The organism is Microcoleus sp. Pol17C6 (assembly GCF_036701145.1).
In the GTDB taxonomy this organism is placed as follows: domain Bacteria; phylum Cyanobacteriota; class Cyanobacteriia; order Cyanobacteriales; family Microcoleaceae; genus Microcoleus.
The window spans coordinates 17775-32365 of record NZ_JAUBQH010000030.1; the positions used below are offsets into that span (position 1 = coordinate 17775).

Annotated in this window: 14 protein-coding genes and 1 pseudogene; 4 read left to right on the forward strand and 11 right to left on the reverse strand. The window is 44.7% G+C overall.

The window, feature by feature from the left end; translation table 11 throughout:
- Window positions 1–101: 101 nt before the first annotated feature.
- Together QUA25_RS16225 and QUA25_RS16230 are read right to left on the reverse strand one after the other, a co-directional pair.
- Entirely contained in the window at window positions 102–1733 is a 1632-nt protein-coding gene (locus QUA25_RS16225; protein ID WP_333039577.1) for an alpha-amylase family protein, read from the reverse strand.
- Window positions 1734–2169: 436 nt separating this feature from the next.
- Window positions 2170–2748, reverse strand: coding sequence for a DUF3611 family protein (locus tag QUA25_RS16230; RefSeq protein ID WP_333039578.1), 579 nt, complete (start codon window positions 2746–2748; stop codon window positions 2170–2172).
- Window positions 2749–3826: 1078 nt separating this feature from the next.
- On the opposite strand from QUA25_RS16230, the gene QUA25_RS16235 reads away from it, so the two are divergent.
- The 3 genes from QUA25_RS16235 (at window position 3827) to QUA25_RS16245 (ending at window position 6419) form a co-directional block, all read left to right on the forward strand.
- Entirely contained in the window at window positions 3827–4027 is a 201-nt protein-coding gene (locus QUA25_RS16235; RefSeq protein WP_333039659.1) for an AI-2E family transporter, read from the forward strand.
- A gap of 370 nt (window positions 4028–4397) precedes the next feature.
- Window positions 4398–5249, forward strand: coding sequence for a DUF1206 domain-containing protein (locus QUA25_RS16240; protein WP_333039579.1), 852 nt, complete (start codon window positions 4398–4400; stop codon window positions 5247–5249).
- 201 nt (window positions 5250–5450) lie between these two features.
- Window positions 5451–6419, forward strand: coding sequence for a TIGR03885 family FMN-dependent LLM class oxidoreductase (locus QUA25_RS16245; RefSeq protein ID WP_333039580.1), 969 nt, complete (start codon window positions 5451–5453; stop codon window positions 6417–6419).
- Window positions 6420–6450: 31 nt separating this feature from the next.
- On the opposite strand, the gene QUA25_RS16250 is transcribed toward QUA25_RS16245, so the two are convergent.
- From QUA25_RS16250 to QUA25_RS16260, 4 genes and pseudogenes are all read right to left on the reverse strand, one after another.
- Window positions 6451–6780, reverse strand: a complete 330-nt coding sequence (locus QUA25_RS16250; RefSeq protein ID WP_333039582.1) for a hypothetical protein — start codon at window positions 6778–6780, stop codon at window positions 6451–6453.
- Between the two features lie 99 nt (window positions 6781–6879).
- Window positions 6880–6948, reverse strand: a pseudogene (locus QUA25_RS29515) (hypothetical protein); the annotation flags it as partial.
- A gap of 248 nt (window positions 6949–7196) precedes the next feature.
- Window positions 7197–8108: a DUF2382 domain-containing protein gene (locus QUA25_RS16255; protein WP_333039584.1), complete on the reverse strand. Its 912-nt coding sequence runs from the start codon at window positions 8106–8108 to the stop codon at window positions 7197–7199.
- 543 nt (window positions 8109–8651) lie between these two features.
- Window positions 8652–9890 carry a HetZ-related protein gene (locus tag QUA25_RS16260; RefSeq protein WP_333039586.1) on the reverse strand — a complete coding sequence of 413 codons (1239 nt, stop codon included), beginning with the start codon at window positions 9888–9890 and terminating at the stop codon, window positions 8652–8654.
- Window positions 9891–9933: 43 nt separating this feature from the next.
- Between QUA25_RS16260 and QUA25_RS16265 the strand changes: the two genes are divergently transcribed.
- Complete coding sequence (locus QUA25_RS16265) at window positions 9934–10302, forward strand: hypothetical protein (protein WP_333039588.1); 369 nt, start codon at window positions 9934–9936, stop codon at window positions 10300–10302.
- A 107-nt stretch (window positions 10303–10409) separates the two neighbouring features.
- Here the strand turns inward: QUA25_RS16265 and dtd are convergent, their stop codons facing one another.
- The 5 genes from dtd to QUA25_RS16290 all read right to left on the reverse strand — a co-directional run bounded on the left by dtd (window position 10410) and on the right by QUA25_RS16290 (window position 14511).
- On the reverse strand, window positions 10410–10865 hold the full coding sequence (gene dtd, locus QUA25_RS16270) for a D-aminoacyl-tRNA deacylase (protein WP_333039589.1): 456 nt from the start codon (window positions 10863–10865) through the stop codon (window positions 10410–10412).
- Window positions 10866–11744: 879 nt separating this feature from the next.
- The gene (locus tag QUA25_RS16275; protein ID WP_333039591.1) at window positions 11745–12875 is read right to left on the reverse strand and encodes a GTP-binding protein; all 1131 of its coding nucleotides are present in this window, start codon (window positions 12873–12875) and stop codon (window positions 11745–11747) included.
- 396 nt (window positions 12876–13271) lie between these two features.
- Window positions 13272–13472, reverse strand: coding sequence for a hypothetical protein (locus QUA25_RS16280; RefSeq protein ID WP_333039592.1), 201 nt, complete (start codon window positions 13470–13472; stop codon window positions 13272–13274).
- Window positions 13473–13818: 346 nt separating this feature from the next.
- On the reverse strand, window positions 13819–13998 hold the full coding sequence (locus QUA25_RS29520; RefSeq protein ID WP_445242227.1) for a transposase: 180 nt from the start codon (window positions 13996–13998) through the stop codon (window positions 13819–13821).
- Window positions 13999–14340: 342 nt separating this feature from the next.
- Window positions 14341–14511: a hypothetical protein gene (locus QUA25_RS16290; RefSeq protein WP_333039595.1), complete on the reverse strand. Its 171-nt coding sequence runs from the start codon at window positions 14509–14511 to the stop codon at window positions 14341–14343.
- Window positions 14512–14591 lie beyond the last annotated feature (80 nt).

Sequence of the window (14591 nt, forward strand, 5' to 3'; positions counted from 1 at the left end):
AGGACTTACGGATGGGGGCCAGAAACCGCGTTGTTTACCTAATCAGCGAAGTAAATTCCTAATAGTTAGAGTCGCTAGTGTTCCCATCAACATTAACTTTTTTACCCCAAGATTCGATTGGCTCGAAACCAGCGATAGCCGTAGGGTTCTAAGGGAATAGAGGGCGAGTCGGCACCGAGAGATTCATACAGGCGATCGCCAAATAAATCGAACAGAGGGGTGTATTCGTGAAATTTCAGCGTAGCGGTACAAGGTTTGTCGGCTAAATTGTGCACAGCAATCACCGTCCTGCCTTGCCAGTCGCAGCAGTGGGCTAACACGGAGGGAGAGTCGGTTTCGAGAATGTGCCACTTGCCCCTACCCCACTCAGGACATTGCTTGCGGATGCTAATTGCACGTTCCATCCAGTTAATTAATGAGGCAGGATCGCGCTGCGCTGCGACGACATTGACTTGTTTGTAACCGTATTCTCCGTGGGCGATCGCAGGTCTGGCAAGAGTATCAGTTGCAGCCGTCGAGAAGCCACCATTAGCTGCATCTGACCATTGCATCACGGTGCGAACGCTGTCTCGACCTTCCAGCGAAAGATCGTCGCCCATGCCAATTTCTTCCCCATAGCGCAGCATGGGTGTACCAGGCAGGGTGAAAAGCAAGCTGTAGACCAGTTCAATGCGGCGGCGATCGCCTCCCATCATCGGTGGTAAGCGACGACGAATCCCGCGCCCGAAAATTTGCATCGTTTCATCAGGGGCAAATGCTGCAAAAATTTCCTCTCGTTCCGATGAAGTAATGCGGTCTAGCGTCAGTTCATCATGGTGGCGCACAAAATTAAGCCACTGACAAATAGCAGGAATATCCGGTAAGGTTTTTAGTCCCTCGCGCAGCGCTGTGGATTCTTGACGCGCCAGGGCCAAAAACAGATGCTGGTTCAGCAAAAAGTTGAACAGGATGTGCATTCTGTCGCCCTTATCAAAGTAGATAGGAATTTGCTCGCGATCGACATTTGCTTCTGCCAGCAACACAGCATCACCCTGACGCGATGAGACAAACTCTCTCATTTCTTCCAAGAAACCTCGCAGGCTTTCGGGGTCTGCACCTTCGATGCCAATTCCTTTAATTAAAAAGGGAACAGCATCAATGCGAAATCCAGACACCCCCAGTTCTAACCAAAAACCCATAATTTTGCATATTTCTTCTCGTACCGCCGGATTGGCAATATTCAAATCTGGCTGTTCTTTATAGAAGTGATGCAAATAGTAAGCGTTTGCTTGTTCGTCATACTCCCAAATACTGTCCTCGGCATCGGGAAACACCAGCAATTCTGGATCAGTTTTGGGTGGATTTTCTGACCACACATAGTAATCGCGATACTTGGAGTTTTTATCGCTTTTGGCTGCCACAAACCAAGGATGCTGATTGGACGTATGATTTACTACCAGATCGATCAGCACGCGAATGCCTCGTTCCCTTGCTTGGTGCATGAACTCGACAAAATCTCCCAGGGTTCCCAGTCGCGGATCAATGTTGTAGTAATCCATCACGTCGTAACCATTGTCGCGGTTAGGGGAAGGATAAAACGGCAGCAACCACAAACAAGTAATTCCTAGCGCGGATAAATAGTCTAGGCGGTTGATAAGTCCCTGAAAGTCGCCTACACCATCGCCGTCCGAGTCCATGAAGGTTTCAACATCAAGGGAGTAGACAATTGCATTTTTATACCAGAGGTCTTTCATTGCAGTAAATTTCTTAATAGAGAAACGGTGTAGCATGGCTGTGTTCAGAAACCCGGCCACAGGGCTATTTAGGAAGCTGAATGCCACGGCTATAGCTCATCTTTCGGAATCTGATTCTAAGTCATATTTGTCCCAATTAAAAATATATCAATATAAAGGTAGATGAAATATCTATCAAGATAATAAATTACGTTTTTTAAATAAATAAAAAAATAACGGTTGATCAGGCTGACTACCATTACGAGGAGCGATCGTTACCAATTTCCGATTATATGTTCATCCAAATAGCCAACTTGTTTAGCTTGTAGCTGCACTGTCTTCGCTCTGTTTCGCCAAGACAGTGCAAAACCACAAACCTTAGTTAAATCGGTCAGCCTTTCTCACTCCTAACGACATAGGAGCTGTGTTTGCCTTTAGCGATCGCCCATGCTGCCAACTAATCTTCTACCCAATTGAGTAACCCAAGAGAAGTAACAGCTCCAAAAAAGTGAGCGCCAACCAGATTGACGTTTGCCATCGTCACAAAAATATCTAGGGAACGAATCACATTTTCTGGCGCATAAGCTGCCATCGCTTGGGGCTGACTAAGAGTTTTTGCTAGGACTACAGCAACTGTTTCTTCAGAAGCGACAAACGCGATTAATACCCCCACCAAACTAGAAATTAATCCAACTCGTAAGGTGTGAGTAATATGTTCTTTACTGGGATATACTTGGGAATTTTCGGCGTGCAAAAGTCGGCCTAAAAGGCGATAGCGAAAATCCCAAAAAATTCTAAAGCACAGCAATAACAGACCAACTATCGCTAAAAATATGCCGAACCCAATACCTGCATTATTATTGGTTTGATCGCTCATGTTGCGACCCAACATAGCAAATAATAAAACAATGCCGGAAACAGCACCAAAGAATAACTGTATCCAAAAGCTAAATCTACTAAACAAGCGAAAAGTTGCGACGAATTCGCTTTGGGTCAGCGGTTGCGACAAGGGTTCTGGTTGATTCAGTTGATTCATTATATACACCTTATTGCTGAATTGAGCATCAAAGCAAACGACGTAAGAAATAGGTTCTGCTTGTCTTCCTGTCGCAAGCGATCGCCTGGTGGTTAGCTATTAGAGTTTTCCTGAAAAGTCAGTTAACGGCAGGACAGGATGCCGGATGTTTGAGAACCGAATTCGGCAATTTCCGGTAAATAAAAGGTTGAACTCAACACGGACACTGCCGTTGTGGTTGATTTGATTCTCCTAAAATCCTCCCGGTTCTGAACAATCAACTTCTTGCGACAATGGGAATTTAGAGTCTTAAAAATCGACTTAGGCAAAACGTCTATTGTCTTTGTTCACCATTTCAAAATCTTGCTTCTACATACCATTTAATCAAACTAGCCCAACCTTGCCATCTGTCTGATGCCATAAGAAAATATCCACCTGATGGAAGATGATTGAGGAAAAATTTATGATACAGCTTTGAGTTAAGTGCGATCGGACTATTGGCGATAGACGCTTGATTCCCAACTCCCGCACTGGGGCGCATCCATTCTTACAACGTCCATAAGCTAGTTAGGGCAGTTATTGCAGATTCCCAACTATTCCTATGCGAGTTGGGTGCTATTGGTTGCAAGCAAGATTACCCGGACAAATTTTTGACCCCATTCCCAGTATTGACCATTTAACCCAACAAATTTAAACTATTTTTAGGTGAACCAATTCGCCTATTTATCTGTTGTATTCCTACTATCTAACCCTGATTACCCATAGCTTATTAGTTATATTTTTGACCATAGTTCTGGTAAATTCGATGCCATACCGCCACGCAAATATCAACCTTTTTATCGCTTTTTACCTCAGCGAGCGGATGAAATTATCTCAAAATGCGAAGAGGGTTTAATGGGTTGGTTGGCAGGCATTGCATAAAGCATGAGTTTTAGTGCTATAGCAATCCTTGCAGAATTCATAAATTTTTTACCCACCCCAACCCTCCTCTTAGTAAGGGGAGTTATTAAGAAATTCACCAATGATTTATGCTTGCTATATTACGAGCATTATTAATTTGTTTGCTTAGCAAGTGACACGGCTTTTTGTTAACGGGATTGTGGCATTTATATTCGCTTTCATTCCCTATATAGGCGAATTTTTAAGCGTAATTTCAGCACGGCTGCTTTTATTAGATTCGCCTTGGAAAGCAGGCGAGGTGTTGTTGCTATATTTCCTAATCAAACAATTTGCAGCAGGAAATTTTGTCAGCCCTATCCTTATAAAAAAGCAGGTATCTTGGCTTCCCAATTACCCCTGAAACTCTAGACAGTATTCAGATTATTCTTGGGTTTTGTGGGATTATTTTTAGCGCCCCCAATTCTAATTGTTATTAAAAATTTTGTTAAATAATTTTAAATCAAGGATATACTATACTGCTGGCAGACTGCTCCATCAGGGAAGCTATCTCATAGCCCATAAAGCTAGATTTGTCAAGGGTAATAAATAGGAAATTTATCAATCCATCCACCTCTGAAACTCCCGCTCAAGACAGATGAAAAAAATCTCTAAAGAAGGTAATTATTGAATTAATAAATAATACAAATTATTTGTTTAAAAAGTCAGTTAACAGGAAAGGAATTCACCATATGCCTAGACCAGCAGTCGTTAACAACTAAAGTATAAAAAATATGAAACGCCACAACTCACCCACCGACAGTATTAAAGACTCAATTGGACAGACAGCTTCTCATCCCTGGTTTGAGCGACTGGCAAGATTGGGATATGCTTCCAAAGGCTTAGTTTACTTTATTGTCGGTTTTCTAGCAGCACAAGCAGCCTTTAGTATGGGCGGCAGGACAACGGATACTAGCGGTGCATTATCAGAAATTGTTAACCAACCGTTCGGTAAATTTCTACTATTTCTGGTAACGATTGGCATTATTGGTTATGCCCTTTGGCGTATCGTTCAGACAATTCTCGACCCAGAACACCAAGGACAGAAAATGGATGCCAAGCGAATTGCCCAACGCATTGGCTACGCCTTAAGTGCTTTAGCTTACGCAGGTTTGGCTTTAACGGCTGTAAAACTGATAATGGGTTCGGGCCGTAGTAATAGCAATACAACCGAAGATTTGACAGCCCAAATTTTAGCGCAACCATTTGGACAATGGCTGGTAGGATTGGCAGGATCAATTGTTATTGGTGTAGGCTTTTCTTATTTCTACGAAGCATATAAAGCCAAATTTCGCCGCCATTTCAAGCTAGATGAAATGAGCCAAACCGAGCAAAAGTGGGCGACAAGGTTGGGTCGATTTGGAATTGCTGCCCGTGGAATTGTTTTCGTTATAATTGGTTTTTTCTTAATTCAAGCAGCAAGGCTCTCGGATGCCAGTCAAACGAAGGGATTGGGCGAGGTGTTGGCAATTGTGGCACAACAGCCTTTTAGTCCACTGATTTTGGCTTTAGTACCTTTGGGTTTAATTGCCTATGGCATCTACTCGGTAATTGAAGCTCGCTATAGGCGAATTTTACGCTCATAAGCTTAACCGTTATACAGAAAGTTATGAATTTTGAGTGCAAGATTATTTTGGGTGAATTCAAAACTTATCTAACTCAAAACTCAAAACTTTTACTAGGCATCCTGATTCAATCACCTGCTTTTAACTCTGGATATTTTAACTCAAAACTCAGGGCGGGTAAGGATGTACCGCCCCTAGTCAACTCAAAACTCCTAAAAACTTATGGCACAAATTGGTTATCACGCTTCCCACGAACAGTTTAAGCCCAGCGAACTGTTGAAATATGTCCAAATGGCAGAACAAGCTGGCTTTACCCATGCCCTTTCTTCCGATCACTTTCATCCCTGGAGTGAAGCGCAAGGACAAAGCGGTTTTGCTTGGTCTTGGTTGGGTGCAGCAATGCAAGCAACGCCGAGGCTTTCCTATCGGGTTGTTTGCGCTCCCGGACAGCGGTATCATCCGGCTATTATTGCCCAAGCTGCGGCAACGTTGGCAGAAATGTTTCCAAATCGTTTTTGGCTCACGGTTGGCAGCGGTCAAGCGTTGAACGAACATATTACTGGGGATAAGTGGCCTACTAAGAGCGATCGCAACACGCGCCTCAAAGAATGTGTCGATATTATCCGCGCTCTTTGGGCAGGAGAAACCGTCACCCATCGGGGTTTAGTGTGCGTAGAAGATGCAAAACTCTATACCCGCCCGGAAATTCTCCCATTAATTATCGGCGCCGCAGTTACCCCAGAAACCGCAGAATGGTTGGGCAGTTGGGCAGATGGATTAATTACTACTTCTCGCCCACCTGAAAAGTTAAAAAAAGTCGTCGATGCGTTTCGTCGCGGTGGCGGAGAAGGAAAACCAATGATTTTGAAAGTGCAGCTTTCCTATGACACTAATGCAGAGAAAGCACTACAAGGCGCTCATCATCAATGGCGTAATAACATCTTCCAAACTAAAATGCTGACAGAACTGATAACACCCGATCAATTTGAGGCCGCCGGGGAGTTTGTGCAACCAGAGGAGTTATATCAACACGTCCGCATCTCGGCAGACCAAGAGCAGCATATTGAGTGGTTGCAAAAAGATATGGAATTGGGGTTCGATCAACTAATTTTGCACAACGTTAACCGAGAACAAGAGCCGTTTATTGAGGTGTTTGGCGAAAAAGTAGTGCCCGCGCTGACAAAAAGTTAATGGGAAAATCAGTATGTAAATGCGATCGCTTTTAGGATTGATACTGCTTTAAAAATAAATTATTCCTTTTAGCAGGACTAGCAGGAATGTATTTCGTAGCTTCCTCATTATTAAACAGTGGTTCGATGGGACCTTGATAAACCAAAGCTTGATGAATTAGCGCCGTAGCACTCCCCCGACTGAGCAACTCGGTTTGATTAAGAACTCTGGGGTCTGGATAGTTGAACGGGATATTTGCTTTTGTCGCTGCTGCCACTTCATCAACCACATCTTTAGGAATTTTGTCGGCATCTTTATAATAGGCTTCTTGAATGGAGGTTCTGCCCAATAGCCCTGAGTACATCATTAAAGGCACTTGCATTGGGTATGTTCCTAATCTTTGCTCGCTCAAAGGCTAGGCGGATCATGCCGCAAATTCGTCCGGTTCCACAGCGTGTTTAGGTCTAAATGTTCTATCAACTTATCCTGTAACAATACCTTTTTTAGCTAAAGATTTAATAAATGGACGCGCCCAGTAATTAGGCGGAACATCAGGAAATGGCTACTGAGCTTATTGAGCTGCAACTGGCTCAGGCTTTACTAAAAACTGGTCGCATAGATGCTAAACAACAAAGCTAAAAGTGCTGCACTTAATTAACGGTCAACACCAGGAATTAGACATGAGGAATCTCAGATTTTTGGGCAGTCTTAGTGAGCCTTTAGGTTCGTATTTGCGCTTCAACCCTCATGTGGTCGAAGACAACGCAACTACAAACCCTTGTTCAATTCAGTCGCACTCTAACGCCCTTCCGTCTTCACGTCCAACTCTTCACGACGCAGTGTTTTCGTTGCCTCAACAATTTCCGTTTCCACTTCTTTCCTGATGTTAACTTCTTCGCGCACGAAAGCTTCTTTTTTGATATCAGCAGTTTCTTCGTAAACTTCCATACGCATCACCTTTTCCTGCTTGAAGGGAGTATCCCGAGTTACTGGCGCACCTGCCTTTTCTGGAGTTATACTCTCAATTACCACTCGCTCTTTTTCTGTGGGAATTGAAACCCGTGCCGTTTCGGTTTCAACTCGCTTGCCAATTGCTACCTCGCCAGTTTTGTGACGGCTTTTTTCTGCAACCAGTCGTTCTTCGTAGAGTCGGAATTTGTGATGTTCGCGCTCGTTCATCTGATACAATTGAGGCTCTTGTTCGTAAGTGTAGGTGTTGCGATCATAACCAGCAGCCCTAGCTTGGTTAGAGACAGAGCGCGGCATAGAAACTGGTGGAGATGCTTGTACAGGCAATGAGGTTTCTAAAGGCAATGATGCTTCTACAGGTGCAGACGCTTCTACAGTTAGAGTACGATAAACACCCCGAACTTGTTCTTCATAATCGTAATCCACCACCATTCCATCCTCATACCTGGGTAGTCTTTCTGCTTGGTCTTGACTGCTCAAACCCGTTGCGTAGATGCGCTCTGCATCAACATCCACTCGACAAAGAGCAACTGGAACTAATACCTTCTTGCCAAATATCCAGAAACCCGTGTCAACAACAAAATATCGGAAACGTCCTGTCTCATCAACTAGCGCGGTATCGATGGAGCCAATCTTCTCATCTGTATTTCCAGCATAGATATCCAGACCTTTGATATCTTCGCCATTAAAAGCAGCTTCGCGGTAGTTGGGATTAAAATCTTCAATTTTGTAAAGTAACATAGGAATCCTTCCCTTTCTATCTACATCAACTTATGCCCCCATTTTAGATATAACTCAAATTTGATGCTTCCTTCTTATGAAGTATTAAATGAAACAGAATAGTACGATGAGGATATTTATTTGATTTTTTTTCTGTCTCTGGATAGATGAATTGTCATTTTTTATCCATCTTCCGCCCCCTCAAGTTTCACAATTTGAACTTTGAACAACTTTGCCTTGATTATGCTACTCCCTATGTTTAAATATCATTATAAATATATGATGCAATGCAATGCTGCCTCTTCAGCAAGCAATTTTCCATAACTGAGAACTAATGACTAATGACTAATAAAAACAAATTCCCCGGCCTAACCAGGGAACGAAAGATATTAAAAAAAGTAATGTTGTTTTAATAAATTGAATAGGCCAAAAAGCGGCGATAATTTAGTAGCAGCCCTTGTTGATTTGAGAGCGGACGCCGGGGCGGGCAGTCCTGTGCAGGTGCCGCACCCGATCGCATTTTCCAGTCTCAAGAAAACAGTTGCATTCATATTGGAGTACCAGTTAAGCTTGGCTGCTGTTGCGAGTCTGGCTAGCCAGCTCCAACAGTTGCGCCCAGCGTTTTTGGACTTGTTTGGCAGTGCATTTGAGGGCGGTGGCGATCGCCTTGTCGCTTTCTTGATTCCGCTTCATTTCTAACAGTTGCTGCATTTCGGGCGCAAGTTGAGCGCGAAATGCTTCCCATTTGTCCGAAGTCATTCCCAGCTTTTGATCCACATCAGCACCCAGCCATTCGTGGACAAGTTTCCAATTTTGAGTGCGGGCAAATTTTTCGACGTGGTACTTAAATCGCTGTTGCAAGTAGTCGCGTTGGCGGGAAGACAAACCGAGCGCGCGGTCAATTTCTGAAGCCGAAAGGTCTTGCAATTTTAAAGTTAAGTAATTCACGCATTCTGGCTGATTTTGCGATTCCAGATAGGCGATCAATTCCGATACAACTCGATCGCGCAGCACAGCATCAGCCGGATCGACAGTTTCCGATACCATTTGCTCGCGCACTTGTTGCAGCGCCGGAGAGCGGCTGTACATTTCCGCTTCTTCTCCCTTGCCGGATTCTACAGCCATTTCAATGTCGATCGCAGTTTCGGGAGGTTGGCCCTTGGCAAATCCTTGAGCGCGCAACACGATCAGGCGTTGGCGGTTGCGGCCGGGTAAACCGATTTGGCGCTTCGCGTAGTGTTCGGTGAAAGCCATGTACTCAGCCAATTCTAGCTGCGTGCGGGGCTGGTAGGTGACATCGAGTTGGTGTTCGCGGCGGAAAGCTCGCAGAGATTCGATGTAAAAGCCTTGCAAAAAGTCTTCAATCATGTTGTAGCGAGCTTGGAAGTTCAAGTTCGAGCGGAAAGAAGCAACATGGCGGTAAATCATAGCCGCGAGGTGAGAATGCAGTTCGACGCGGCCTTGTTTGGAACCGAGGCGGTAGTATTGCAGGGTTTTTTGCAACCGATGCTCGGCCAAGGTGATTTGCCAAGCTTCAACTTCGCCGGAAATTTGGATGCGATCGCTTTTTTGGCAAATCCGTTCGACTTCCTTAGCAATCCGCATCGCCACTGCTTGAGCGCTGCGGCTGGAAGTTTTCATTTCCGCTTGCAATTCTTTGAGGGCGAAGTTAGCCAAAGCGAGGACATCGATGCTTGGAAGAGAATTGATTTCGGCGGTTTGTTCGCTGGATGCAGCCGGAATGCTGTTGATGTCAGAAGCGGTGTTGCAGTTGACGGTGTTGGTGGCAGTTTTGAGAGTCATGGCGTTTATCGGGTGGTAGGGCACAGCGGGTGTGCGAGGACATTTGTCAGAGAGTGAGGTGGCAGTTGCTGGCGGTTTCGCTTGCTGTGCTGATTCAACTCTCTATACATTGAATGTTACGGAAGTAGAGATAACCGCAGTGATGCCAGTGTTCCACTCTCTCATGCAACAGTTTTTGGCTGCTGAATCTGATTCTAAGCGCTGGCTGTGGAAGATTGATTTTATTGCCGTTAAAGCCTTACTGTACAAGCATTCTGAGCTGTTATTTGGGTGGGCGAGCGCGAGGAAAATTGAGGGTGCTGCCAGGCCGCTGAGTGGACAATCTAATAACTGGCTATTTGAGGCGGTTTTGACCGTTATAGATTGTGGAATCGAGACTCGGCAGAGTGTAGCTAACTGCAATGTATTCTGAAGCTACGGCACAGTAATTCGGAAACCCGGTTAATCTGGAAATTTGATCTTATCCAAGAAGGAAGAAGGAATAAGAAAGAAGCAAAGAGAGCTTTGTTGGCAAACAATTCACCCTGATTCTTTCTCTAATACCAAAGTCACCGGCCCGTCATTCTCGATCGAGACTTGCATCATCGCTCCAAACAAGCCTGTTTCGACTTTTAAGCCGCTCTGGCGCAACTTTTCGACAAATTTATCATAAAAAATTTCCGCTCTTCCAGGAGCCGCTGCTCTGTCAAAGGAAGGTCGCCGACCTTTGCGGCAGTCCCCGTAGAGCGTAAACTGACTCACAACCAGCAACTCGCCGCCGATGTCTTGTACGGACTTGTCCCAGCGCCCGGTATCCCCGGCAGAGTCGGGAAACAAACGCAGTTCCAGGCATTTGCGAGCCATCCAATCGAGTTCTTCTTCGGTGTCGGTGTCTGCAATACCTACAAGCAAGTTAAGCCCGCGGCCAATTTTGCCGACAATTTGACCTTCTATTTCGACTTGAGATGATTTTACTCGCTGGATGATGACTCGCATTGACTTGCTTTTTGGTAGCGTCTTAGGATTATTTGAACAGCAGCGCCATCGCCGTGTCGCGATGAAAATGAAATTGTCAGCCACTCACCACTAAATCTTAGATTAAGCGTGGGGGCTTCAAAGGCAAGTTTATAGTTGACCCGCCTGAGTCTTAAATGACACGGCAGGCTTAGGCTCGATCACTGGTTCAGGACACTGAGATTGGAGGGTTATGCGCGCACGGCTAATTTGTATGTCAACTAGACAGAAATGACCCAGCATTAAAATCAAACCCAAAAACAAGGCAGCGTAACCAATCAATTTGAGAAGGGCTAACAAACAATTAGCAAAAAAAAGAAAAATGTCATCTTGAATTTTTACCCAAAAACACCAAAAATTCCTTTTGAGTCGTAATAAAAAGAGCGAAATACAATCACGAATTCTTTTTAGCCGCCGATTGCTCATAGCCCGTCTTCTTGCAAGCTTGTTGTAATAGCTTAGCCGAAAACAAGGAACGTGAGACTATCACGGGAAACTCCCAGACCTCGTTGAGTTTGCCAACTATTGCGCTGCTTGTGGGAAGTAGGAGTGGTGAGAGGTGGTGGGAACAGCATAAAGGTGCAGAGATTACGTAAAACCAACGCAACTCTGCACCTTTGAAAGCACTGGCGATCGTGCTTTTGAGATCGGCGGACAGTATAAGTGTGCGGCTCTGTTTTTGTTAGCAACAATAAAATAGGTCGATCGCTCTTTTTATTCGAGGGCGCTCTTTTTCTTGGAGGGCACTCTTTTTCTTAGAGGGCGATCGCCCTTCATTGTCCCCATCCATCTCCAGTTCGCGATCGCGAAAACAATTAGACCGCGACGCTCTTTGGTTTAGGTGAAAAGAATATTTTACTGTTAGTTCTTCCCAAAACCTTTACCGCGACTGGTTGAAGGCATACAAAGACAGTTTTCGAGTTGCGATCGCAAAGTCTCGGTATCCAAACCCTGACCGATGAGAACAAGCTGGTTTTTGCGATCGCCTTTCCACTCATCATCGTCCATCGTAAATCGCTTGCCGCTCAAGTGAAAAATATGCCGTTTCGGACTTTCTTCAAACCACATAATCCCTTTCGCGCGAAACACATTTGTTGGCAGTTGTTTGTCTAAGAAATATTGAAATTTTCTCAGAGAAAACGGCTTGTCGCTTTGGAAAGAAATTGAGGTAAATCCGTCATTTTCTAAATGGTCGGAGTGGTCGTGATGGCTGTGGTCGTGATGGTCGTGATGGCTGTGGTCGTGATGGTCGTGATGGTCGTGATGGTCGTGATGGTCGTGATGGTCGTGATGGTCGTGATGGTCGTGACTGCTAGCAGTTTTTTCAGATTGGAAATATTTGTCCGATTCAAACAATCCGACGCTGAGGACTAGCGGCAGGGGAACTTGCGATTTTACTGTTCGCAAAATTCGAGCACCTTCTTTGACATCGCGAATCTTAACTTCTAACAAATCTAAATCTGCTTCTTCAACCAAATCTGTTTTGTTGAGGATAATTATATCGCCGTAAGCTATTTGACTGTAAGCTGCTTGAGAGTTGAACAAATCTAAGCTGTAGTTAGCTGCGTCTACTACTGTCACTATCGAATCGAGACGAGTTAGGTCGCGCAGTTCTGTGCCTAAAAAAGTCATCGCTACTGGCAGCGGGTCGGCGAGTCCGGTTGTTTCGACTACCAGATAATCGAGATTTTCTTGACGTTCCAGAACTTTGTAAACTGCATTAACTAAATCTTCATTAATTGTGCAGCAGATGCAGCCGTTGTTCAGCTCAACCATGTTGTCGTCGGTGGTGACAATCAGTTCGTTGTCGATGCCGATTTCGCCAAATTCATTTACCAAAACTGCTGTTTTCAAACCCTGCTGATTGGTCAGGATGTGGTTGAGCAGGGTTGTTTTGCCGCTGCCGAGAAATCCTGTAATGATTGTAACGGGCAATCCGTGTTTGGGAGCGTCCATCGCCAGTTCTGTCTCGGACTGAGTTGTAGATTGCATAGCTTGACTGTCAAATAATGTCGATCGCAATTTCTTTGTGGTTCTTATTGTATCTTAATTAGGACAAGGCCTCGTAAACCCAGTTTCTCGGAGAAATGTTGGGTTTGGTGGCATGGTATCTACGCATCAACCGGCAATCAGCCCGATAGTGCAAAATAAGTGCGCCGCTAATAATCGGCAATTGCTAACGCGGTCGATCGTACTTTTTTATTTTTTTTATAATTTTTTTGTTCAGAGTACCTGTGGCAGTTTGCCTGCAACCAGTTTTCCCGGTAAACTCAGCAGCGACAAATTTGGGACAGACTCAAGCTCAGTGCCATCGGCAAATCCCGCTAATCTATAGAACCCATTTGAGATCTTTTTACGCAGTGGCTAGTCTTCTAAGCATCAGTCTGATCAAGCAAAGCTTGAGTTTGGCATTTGAACGAGCGAGTGTGCCATCAAAGTTTTTGACGCCAGCTTTTGCATCTTTCCACCCAAGCGTTGGAACGTTCTCTTCCCCCATCTAGCCGCCGAGGGTACAAATTCAGATTGCCGTTTAGCGTACTTTTCGGCTTTTGATGGCGCGGCTGCGAGTTCAAATTTAATCTTAGCCATAATCTGAGGATAAATCTCCTCCAAGGCAAGAGTTGCGTTTCTCAGGGTGGTACCCGTTGTCTAACAATATGGTAGTTTTGGGAAGTTCGGCAGGTTTAGATTTGAAGTAATCGATGTTTTGGGAAAGAATTTCAATCAGCTTGCAGATCATCAGATAAGCTAGCTTTGGTACAGTGGGTAAAGAAGGGAAAGCCAAGTATATCGACAGCTAGATGTCTTTTGATGCTAAACGGTGCATCTGTAGAAACAAAACCCTTTAGACTCCTCACTAGCGTAGAAGGGTGTTTTTCTCCCATGAGTGAGTCAATCATTATTAGGGTTGTCCACAGCGGTTTTTTTTGACTTGTTAGCGCACCTTACTATGTAACTCGGTCATAATCAGATCAAGTACACAGTCCTCACACCAATTGGGGTAATGCCAGAAGACAGTAGAATATTGTGGTAGAGCTCTGGGAAAGTCTGACCAATTACAACCGTTCTTGAGTTGATAAAATATCCCCGAAAAGGATTTGCCGCGCAAGTCCACACCGGAGGTTTGGTTTTCTTCTTTTGGAACAGTAATGGCTCAATAATTTCCCACTCTTTGTCGCTGACATCGCTGGAATAACCCATTTTAAACCCCAATCTGATTAAATTTACCTCTTTTTGTCAATTTTACTCGATCGCCCCGGGAGCATCCCACTTTTGCAGCCAAGCTAGAAATTGGAGTTTGGAGGCTACAGACTGTCAGGCGCGAGGCTGCGAGGAAAGAGGAAGAAATAAGGAGCCATTGGAGGCAGGAGACAGGAGGAAAGAGGAAGAAGGAGCCAGAAGAAGTGTTTTTACAAATATGAGATGCTCCCCTCGCCCAAAAGATGTGAAGTTGATTCTATAAGCGGTAGTCTTCGATTGTAATGGGGTTGAGATATTTTTGGTGGAGTGTGTGCGATCGCCTTGAAATTTGAGCCAGAACGATCGCCCGATCTACTAAATACAACAGTCTGCTAACAGATCCGAGGTGATAACAGCCTCCCTGCCACTCCACCAACCAACGCCACATCTAACTCAGCCATTGTTGCTCTCCGTGAAAAAGAGAAAGTGACTGGCAACTTGCTAATGCGACTGGTCGTTGGAGGTAGG

Coding starts and splice junctions, on each gene's coding strand:
- QUA25_RS16280 (WP_333039592.1), bottom strand. CDS start 13,472: ATGGCTAAGATTAAATTTGAACTCGCAGCCGCGCCATCAAAAGCCGAA.
- QUA25_RS16260 (WP_333039586.1), bottom strand. CDS start 9,890: ATGACTCTCAAAACTGCCACCAACACCGTCAACTGCAACACCGCTTCT.
- QUA25_RS16225 (WP_333039577.1), bottom strand. CDS start 1,733: ATGAAAGACCTCTGGTATAAAAATGCAATTGTCTACTCCCTTGATGTT.
- QUA25_RS16245 (WP_333039580.1), top strand. CDS start 5,451: ATGGCACAAATTGGTTATCACGCTTCCCACGAACAGTTTAAGCCCAGC.
- QUA25_RS16255 (WP_333039584.1), bottom strand. CDS start 8,108: ATGTTACTTTACAAAATTGAAGATTTTAATCCCAACTACCGCGAAGCT.
- QUA25_RS16240 (WP_333039579.1), top strand. CDS start 4,398: ATGAAACGCCACAACTCACCCACCGACAGTATTAAAGACTCAATTGGA.
- QUA25_RS16230 (WP_333039578.1), bottom strand. CDS start 2,748: ATGAATCAACTGAATCAACCAGAACCCTTGTCGCAACCGCTGACCCAA.
- QUA25_RS16290 (WP_333039595.1), bottom strand. CDS start 14,511: ATGTGGCGTTGGTTGGTGGAGTGGCAGGGAGGCTGTTATCACCTCGGA.
- dtd (WP_333039589.1), bottom strand. CDS start 10,865: ATGCGAGTCATCATCCAGCGAGTAAAATCATCTCAAGTCGAAATAGAA.
- QUA25_RS16250 (WP_333039582.1), bottom strand. CDS start 6,780: ATGCAAGTGCCTTTAATGATGTACTCAGGGCTATTGGGCAGAACCTCC.
- QUA25_RS16275 (WP_333039591.1), bottom strand. CDS start 12,875: ATGCAATCTACAACTCAGTCCGAGACAGAACTGGCGATGGACGCTCCC.